This window comes from Thiomonas sp. TH-17 (assembly GCF_057473305.1).
Window position 1 is genome coordinate 1 of the sequence record NZ_JBYCKI010000239.1, and the last position, 6,479, is coordinate 6,479.

Sequence of the window (6,479 nt, forward strand, 5' to 3'; positions counted from 1 at the left end):
CCGCTGGTGGTTCTGGTGCCGCAGGATCTCCGGCACCAGAATCTGCAAAATTCGCTGCAGGTTTACCGCGAGAACGGCAAGCGGCTGGAGCCCAGCGCCGTAGCCGCCTTGCCCGATGCGCGGTTCCGGGCGGTCAACGGCAGCAATCTGGGCATCAGCGAAGACGCCCTCTGGTTGCGGGTGCATCTGTTTCGCAGCGCACAGTCGCCCGAGCAGCTAGTGCTGCAATTGGGTCGCCCGGTCTGGCGTGAGGCGCAGGCTTATCTGCTGCCGGCCGATCTGGCGCAGGCCAGCGGTGAGCGCCCCGCAGGCATCGGCCAGCTGGACGCCTTGCATTCGCGTTACACCGCATACGCCTTCCAGCCGCCCGAAGGATCGAGCACGCTGCTGCTTCGCGTGGCGCAGTACGGCGCGCTCACGCCCGAGTTTCACCTGTGGAGCGCGGGGGCGTTTCGCCAATTCGCGGTGGACGACGCGCTGCTGCAGGGCTTGTTCTACGGCATGGTGGTGGCGCTGCTGATCTACAACGCCTTCCTGTTTCTGAGCACGCATGACCGTGCCTATTTCGCCTACATCCTGTGGCAATCGGCCACTTTGTTCTACATGCTCGCCATCTCGGGCGTAGGGCAGCACCAACTCTGGCCAGACACGCTGGTCTGGAACAGCATCGGCCTGGTGGGCGGATTGCCGTTGATGTGCGCCGGGGGGCTGTATTTCATCCGCGCCTATCTGCTGTTGCCGCGCCATGCGCCGCGTACCGATCTGGCGCTGCAGATCGTGCAATGGCTGGCCATCACCCTCGCGGTGGCGGTGCTGCTGCCCAATAGCGAATGGCTGCTGGTTCCCGCCCAGTTGATCGCGGCGGCCTCGCTGGTGCTGATTGCAGGGGCCGCGGCGGTGCGCTGGCAACAGCGGTTCATGCCGGCCATCATCCTGCTGCTCAGCCTGTTTCCCCTGCTGATCGTCGGCTTTGCCAATATCGGGCGCACTCTGGGCTGGCTTCCAGAGACTTTTCTCACCTCCGACGCGCTGCAGTGGGTTTCGGTGTTTCTCGCTCTGGTGCTGACCTATGGTCTGTCGGTGCGCGTGGCGCAATTGCGCGAACGCGCCACGCGCCTGCAGGATCTGCTGCTCAAAGATCCGCTCACCGGCCTGCTCAACCGCAACGGCCTGTTCGACAGCGGCCAGCGCCAACTCGACCGTACGCAGGACAGCCAGGCATTTGCCGCAGTGCTGTGGCTCGATCTCGACGGCCTCAAGCGCATCAACGATCAGTTCGGCCACGCTGCGGGCGACGCGCTGATCCAGGCCACCTCGGCGCGGCTGCGTGAAGCCTTCGGGCCGGACGCGGTCTGCGCCCGCCTGGGCGGCGATGAGTTTGCCGTCGTGCTGCCCAATCTGCCCTCGCCACGTCTGGCCGAAGACCTGGCCCGTCATGCGCTGGAGCGGCTGCGCTCGCCCTACGCCTTGTCCGGACAAGAGTTCCGCGCTTCGGGCAGCATCGGCGTGGCGCTGTACCCGTCTCATGCGCAAACGCTGGAGGAACTGCTGCGAATGGCCGATGTGGCCATGTATCGCGCCAAGGCCCTCGGGCGCGACACCTATGTCGTGTGGGAGCCAGACATGGAGGCCGACGTGCAGACTTCGCTGTTCCAGTTCACCCGCCCGGCGCGGTCTTGAAGCGACTCCTGCGCCGACACTCTTGATCTGACGTTTTCCCTGCACTCAGCAGGGCTGCTGTAGACAAGCCCGACCGCAACCCGCACACTGGACTCTCCATAAAAAACAAGGGAGACAACGATGATTCGACCGATGCGAGAAATGCGGCGAGCCCTCACCATCTGCGGCCTGCTAGCCGTGCTGGGTGCGGCGTGGCCACTGGCGCAAGCCGCACAGGCGGTTCCGCCGCAGTTCGTCGGCGCCAATGTCGCGCAGGGCCAGAAGTACTACAACAATCTCAAATGCGCCGCCTGTCATGCCGAACGGATGATGGGCTCTTCCTCGGCGATGTACACCCGCCCCGACCGCAAGGTGCACAACCCGCAGCAACTGATCGCCTTCACCCAGATGTGCGTCACCCAGCTCAATCACGACTTGTTTCCGGAAGAGGTGAAAGACATCGCCGCCTACCTCAACCAGACTTACTACAAGTTCAAGTAAAGCCTAGCCCGCCGGGGCCGATGCCGCGCCGGGCATGTTTCCAGCAGGCGGCTGGGTGATGAGACCGATGCGGCTCAGTCCCGCGTTTTGCGCGGCGCCCATCACCCGGGCGACATCGCCGTAGGGCACGGCCGCATCTGCGCTGATGTGCACCTCGGTCTTGGACGACTGTTGCGCGGCGGCGGTAAAGCGCGCCGTGAGCTGCGCCAGGGTGATGGTTTTGTCGGCCAGATAGAGCTGCCCATCCTTGCGCAGCCCGACATTCAGCACCTTCGGCGTCTGTTGCGCGGCGGGGGCATCGACCTTGGGCAGATCGAGCTTGAGACTGCCAGCAAGCAGCGGTGCGGTGATGATGAAAATCACCAGCAGCACCAGCATGACGTCGATCAGCGGTGTCATATTGATGTCGCTCATCGCCTCGCCTTCGTCGCCCTGATCAAAACTGCCGAAACTCATCGCGCGCGGAATTCAAAGGACGGGGCTGGCCGCCAGCAGGCGCTGCAGATCGTGCGCAAACCCTTCGAGCGCACCTTGCACCCGGCGCGCCCGCTTGCTCAGCGCGTTGTAGGCGAGCACGGCGGGAATGGCCACGGCCAGGCCCGCCGCGGTCATGATGAGCGTTTCGCCCACCGGCCCGGCCACTTTGTCCACGCTGATCTGCCCGCTCGCAGCAATGGCCGTGAGGGCGTGATAGATGCCCCAGACGGTGCCGAACAGGCCGACGAACGGGGCGGTGCTACCCACGCTGGCCAGCAGCACATGGCCCGCTTGCAGACGCCGCTGCGCGGCCTGCAAAGCCTCGCGCAATTCGCGGGTGACGCGGTCTTCATGCGATTGCCAGCGATGTGCGGTATCGGGCCGCGCCAGCTTCGAGGCCGTGTCGGCCATCAGGCTGGACAGGCCGCCCGGGTCGGTGCTCTGCGTAGCCGCTGCGGCCTGCAAAGGGGACGCTGCGCCCCAATACGCCGCAATGCCCGCGGGCACACGACGCGTGGCCCGCCAGAGCAAGGCCGCTTTCCACAAAATGACAAACCAGCTCGCCACCGACATCGCCAGCAGCACGAGCGCGACGAGATGGCTGAGCGCGTCACCCTGCTGCCAGAACTGTGCAAGCCCTCCCATGCGCGGCTCAGCCCTTAAAGCCCAGCACGTCCTGCATGTCGAACAGGCCGTGGGATTTGGCGGCGAGAAAGCGCACGGCGCGCAGGCTGCCCTGGGCGTAAGTGGCGCGGCTGCTCGACTTGTGGGTGATTTCGATACGCTCGCCGGTGCCCGCGAACAGCACGGTGTGGTCGCCCACGATGTCGCCGCCGCGCACGGTGGCGAAGCCAATGGTGGAAGGATCGCGCTCGCCGGTCACGCCTTCGCGGCCATAGACGGCGCATTGCTTGAGATCTCGCCCCAGTGCGCCCGCCACGACTTCGCCCATTTTCAGCGCGGTGCCCGAAGGCGCGTCCACCTTGTGACGATGATGGGCTTCGATGATCTCGATGTCATAACCCTGCGCCAGCGCCCGCGCCGCCTGCTCCAGCAGCTTGAACACCACGTTCACGCCGATGCTCATATTGGGCGCCATGACGATGGCGATGCGCTGCGATGCGGCGCGAATGCGCGCGAGCTGCGCCTCATCGAAACCCGTGGTGCCGATGACCATGGCCACCCCCGCCGCCTCGCACGCGGCCAGATGCGCCATGGTGCCCTCAGGCCGGGTGAAGTCGATGAAATAGCGGGCGTGCTGCAGCGCGGCGTACAGATCGGAGCGTATGGCCACACCGGTATGCACACCGGCAAAAGCCCCCGCATCCTGCCCGAGCGCCGGGCTGCCCGGCATGTCGAGCGCGGCGCCGATGCTGCAATCCGGCGCGGCCAGGACGGCCTCGACGAGCGTGCGGCCCATGCGGCCGCTGGCGCCGGCAATGGCGATGCGATGCGTTTCAGCTGGCGTGGTGCTCATGCGCGGAAGTCTCTCAAGAAGAGCGCCCCCAGACCTGCCGCATTCGCGTCAGGCCCCCCGAGGGGGATGAGAAAACTTGGGACGGCCCGGCGTTTTCTCATGAGATCAAGGATTGCCAGCGGAAGAGGACACGGCTGCGGGCGGCGCAGCCTTTTGCAGCTCGGCTATCTCGGCCGGCGGTGCGTAAACCGTCAGATTGCCGGGCTGCGAGGCGGCGGCGATCGGCCGCTTGGTTTGCGCAAACTTCTTGTCCGCGGCGGCGATTTCGGCCTGCAGTTGCGCTTCGGTCAGCGACTTGGGTTTGCTGCCGCCATCGCGCAGGGTGTTGATCTGCGCGACGAACTCCTGCTCGGTCGGCAGCGGATCGCCGTCGGCGCGCTCCATGCGGCCGTCCTTGTCGAAATACACGGTGTAGCGGCGCACGATGGGCGCGTGATAGCCCTGGCGCAGGCTGAACACATATTCCCAGCGGTTCTGATTGAAGACGGTCTTGAGCAGGGGCGTCCCCATGATGGCCTGCACCTGATCCTTGGTCATGCCGGGCTTGAGCTCCTCGGCCATTTCACGCGAGACGAAGTTTCCCTGGATCACATCGGCGCGGTAGGGCTTGAACATCGACGTGAGATCGTGCCGGGTGGTGGCGGTGCTGCAACCGCCCAACAAGGTCAGGCAGCACAGCGCCGCAGTGGCAAATCCGCGGCGCAAATCCGCCCGGGAGGACGTCTGAGCAAAAGCGTGTTCAGAGGAACGAAAAACAGAGGAAAACCGCATCGGGACTCTCGCGTGGTCAACGCGGCCGGGGTCGTTTAACATCGGCGCATTCTACTGAATACGGTTCCGTTTCCCATGGCTCAGAGCAATGCACAGGGTTTGCGCAATACCGGCCTGAAAGTCACTCAGCCGCGCCTGCGCATCCTGGAGATTTTTCAAAAGGGCACGCAGCGCCATATGACGGCGGAAGACGTGTACCGCGTGCTGCTCGACGAGCAGCAAGACATCGGTCTGGCCACGGTGTACCGGGTGCTGACCCAGTTCGAGCAGGCCGGCATTTTGCTGCGCAGCAACTTCGAGTCGGGCAAGTCGGTGTTCGAGATCAACGAAGGCAAGCACCACGACCATCTGGTGTGCCTGGACTGCGGTCGGGTGGTGGAGTTTTTCGATCCCGAGATCGAACGGCGACAGAAAAAAATCGCCACGGAACACGGCTTTGAGTTGCAGGAACATTCGCTCTCGCTCTACGCGAGCTGCGCCAAAAAGGCCGCTTGCCCGCACTACAACAAGGCGGATCACACGCCGCTTGCGGCGCGTCCGCCAGAGCACGAATAGCTATTAGGTTCGCTCAGTAGCCCCGCTCAGTCGCCCCGCTCAGTTGCCCTTCAGTCACCCTTCAGTCGTCCCCGTCGCGCATGGCTTGGCGCTGGCGTTCCTGAAATTCGCTCAGGGTGTCGATACCCCGAAGTTGCAGAATGGTGTTGCGCACGGCTGATTCAACCAGCACGCCGAGGTTGCGTCCGGCTTCCACCGGAATCATCACCTTTCGAATCGGAACGCCCAGCACATCGTCTTCCAGATTGCCGGCGGGCAGACGGTCGAAGTTTCGGTCGAGCACATCGCGGCGAATCAGGTGACAGATGAGCTTGAGCCGCATCTTGCGGCGCACCGCAGTCTCTCCAAAAATGGTCTTGATATCGAGCAGGCCGATGCCGCGCACTTCCAGCAGGTTCTGCAACAGCGGCGGGCAGCGGCCCTCGATGGTGTTCTGCGCCACGCGCAGCAGGTCCACGCAATCGTCGGCCACCAGGCCGTGACCCCGCGTGATGAGATCCAACCCCAGCTCGCTCTTGCCCAGGCCGGACTCGCCAGTGATGAGCACGCCCAGACCGAGAATGTCCATGAACACGCCGTGCTGGGTGACGCGGTTGGCGAAGTGCTTGGACAGAAAGGTGCGCAGCACGTCGATGGTGAAAGCCGCCGTCTCGGCGGTGCGAAACAGCGGCACCTGCGCGGCATTGCACTCGTCGATCAGACAGGACGGCGGCTCCTTGCCGTCGGCCAGCACCAGCGCCGGCGGCTCCAGCCCGATGATGCGGCGAATGCGCCGCAGCCGGTCTTCCTGGTTGGAGTTGTTGAGGTAGTCGACCTCGCGCCAGCCCAGAATCTGCACGCGAAAGGGGTGGATGTAATTGAGATACCCCACCAGATCAGCGCCGGAAGTCGCCCCCTCGACTGCGGCCATGTCGAAACGACGCTCGGGGTTGCTCTGCCCGGCAATCCATTGCCACATGAGTTGCGCGGCATTGGCCTCGAACAGGCGCTCGGCGGCGAGGGTGGAGGCTTTCAAATCAGGCGGGGAAGATCACGGCGA

At 64.5% G+C, this 6,479-nt stretch carries 8 protein-coding genes; 3 read left to right on the plus strand and 5 right to left on the minus strand.

Annotation, left to right across the window (positions count from 1 at the left end; translation table 11 throughout):
- The coding region (locus tag AC2VLV_RS13970; RefSeq protein ID WP_486990554.1) for a diguanylate cyclase domain-containing protein at window positions 1-1,680 on the plus strand (1,680 nt) is incomplete at its 5' end.
- A gap of 120 nt (window positions 1,681-1,800) precedes the next feature.
- On the plus strand, window positions 1,801-2,160 hold the full coding sequence (locus tag AC2VLV_RS13975; RefSeq protein ID WP_486990555.1) for a c-type cytochrome: 360 nt from the start codon (window positions 1,801-1,803) through the stop codon (window positions 2,158-2,160).
- A gap of 3 nt (window positions 2,161-2,163) precedes the next feature.
- Here the strand turns inward: AC2VLV_RS13975 and AC2VLV_RS13980 are convergent, their stop codons facing one another.
- The 4 genes from AC2VLV_RS13980 to AC2VLV_RS13995 all read right to left on the minus strand — a co-directional run bounded on the left by AC2VLV_RS13980 (window position 2,164) and on the right by AC2VLV_RS13995 (window position 4,885).
- On the minus strand, window positions 2,164-2,616 hold the full coding sequence (locus AC2VLV_RS13980; protein ID WP_486990556.1) for an ExbD/TolR family protein: 453 nt from the start codon (window positions 2,614-2,616) through the stop codon (window positions 2,164-2,166).
- 12 nt (window positions 2,617-2,628) lie between these two features.
- Entirely contained in the window at window positions 2,629-3,282 is a 654-nt protein-coding gene (locus AC2VLV_RS13985; RefSeq protein WP_486990557.1) for a MotA/TolQ/ExbB proton channel family protein, read from the minus strand.
- A gap of 7 nt (window positions 3,283-3,289) precedes the next feature.
- Complete coding sequence (dapB, locus tag AC2VLV_RS13990; RefSeq protein ID WP_486990558.1) at window positions 3,290-4,114, minus strand: 4-hydroxy-tetrahydrodipicolinate reductase; 825 nt, start codon at window positions 4,112-4,114, stop codon at window positions 3,290-3,292.
- Window positions 4,115-4,219: 105 nt separating this feature from the next.
- On the minus strand, window positions 4,220-4,885 hold the full coding sequence (locus tag AC2VLV_RS13995) for an outer membrane protein assembly factor BamE (protein WP_486990559.1): 666 nt from the start codon (window positions 4,883-4,885) through the stop codon (window positions 4,220-4,222).
- A 75-nt stretch (window positions 4,886-4,960) separates the two neighbouring features.
- On the opposite strand from AC2VLV_RS13995, the gene fur reads away from it, so the two are divergent.
- Complete coding sequence (gene fur / locus AC2VLV_RS14000) at window positions 4,961-5,440, plus strand: ferric iron uptake transcriptional regulator (RefSeq protein ID WP_486990560.1); 480 nt, start codon at window positions 4,961-4,963, stop codon at window positions 5,438-5,440.
- Window positions 5,441-5,501: 61 nt separating this feature from the next.
- Here the strand turns inward: fur and hprK are convergent, their stop codons facing one another.
- A complete protein-coding gene (hprK, locus tag AC2VLV_RS14005; protein WP_486990561.1) occupies window positions 5,502-6,455 on the minus strand; it encodes an HPr(Ser) kinase/phosphatase in 954 nt (317 codons plus the stop codon).
- Between the last annotated feature and the right edge of the window lie 24 nt (window positions 6,456-6,479).

Bases quoted from the DNA above. Each gene is read 5' to 3' on its own strand.
- AC2VLV_RS13975 (WP_486990555.1), top strand. From the start codon at position 1,801: ATGATTCGACCGATGCGAGAAATGCGGCGAGCCCTCACCATCTGCGGC.
- AC2VLV_RS13980 (WP_486990556.1), bottom strand. From the start codon at position 2,616: ATGAGTTTCGGCAGTTTTGATCAGGGCGACGAAGGCGAGGCGATGAGC.
- AC2VLV_RS13985 (WP_486990557.1), bottom strand. From the start codon at position 3,282: ATGGGAGGGCTTGCACAGTTCTGGCAGCAGGGTGACGCGCTCAGCCAT.
- dapB (WP_486990558.1), bottom strand. From the start codon at position 4,114: ATGAGCACCACGCCAGCTGAAACGCATCGCATCGCCATTGCCGGCGCC.
- AC2VLV_RS13995 (WP_486990559.1), bottom strand. From the start codon at position 4,885: ATGCGGTTTTCCTCTGTTTTTCGTTCCTCTGAACACGCTTTTGCTCAG.
- fur (WP_486990560.1), top strand. From the start codon at position 4,961: ATGGCTCAGAGCAATGCACAGGGTTTGCGCAATACCGGCCTGAAAGTC.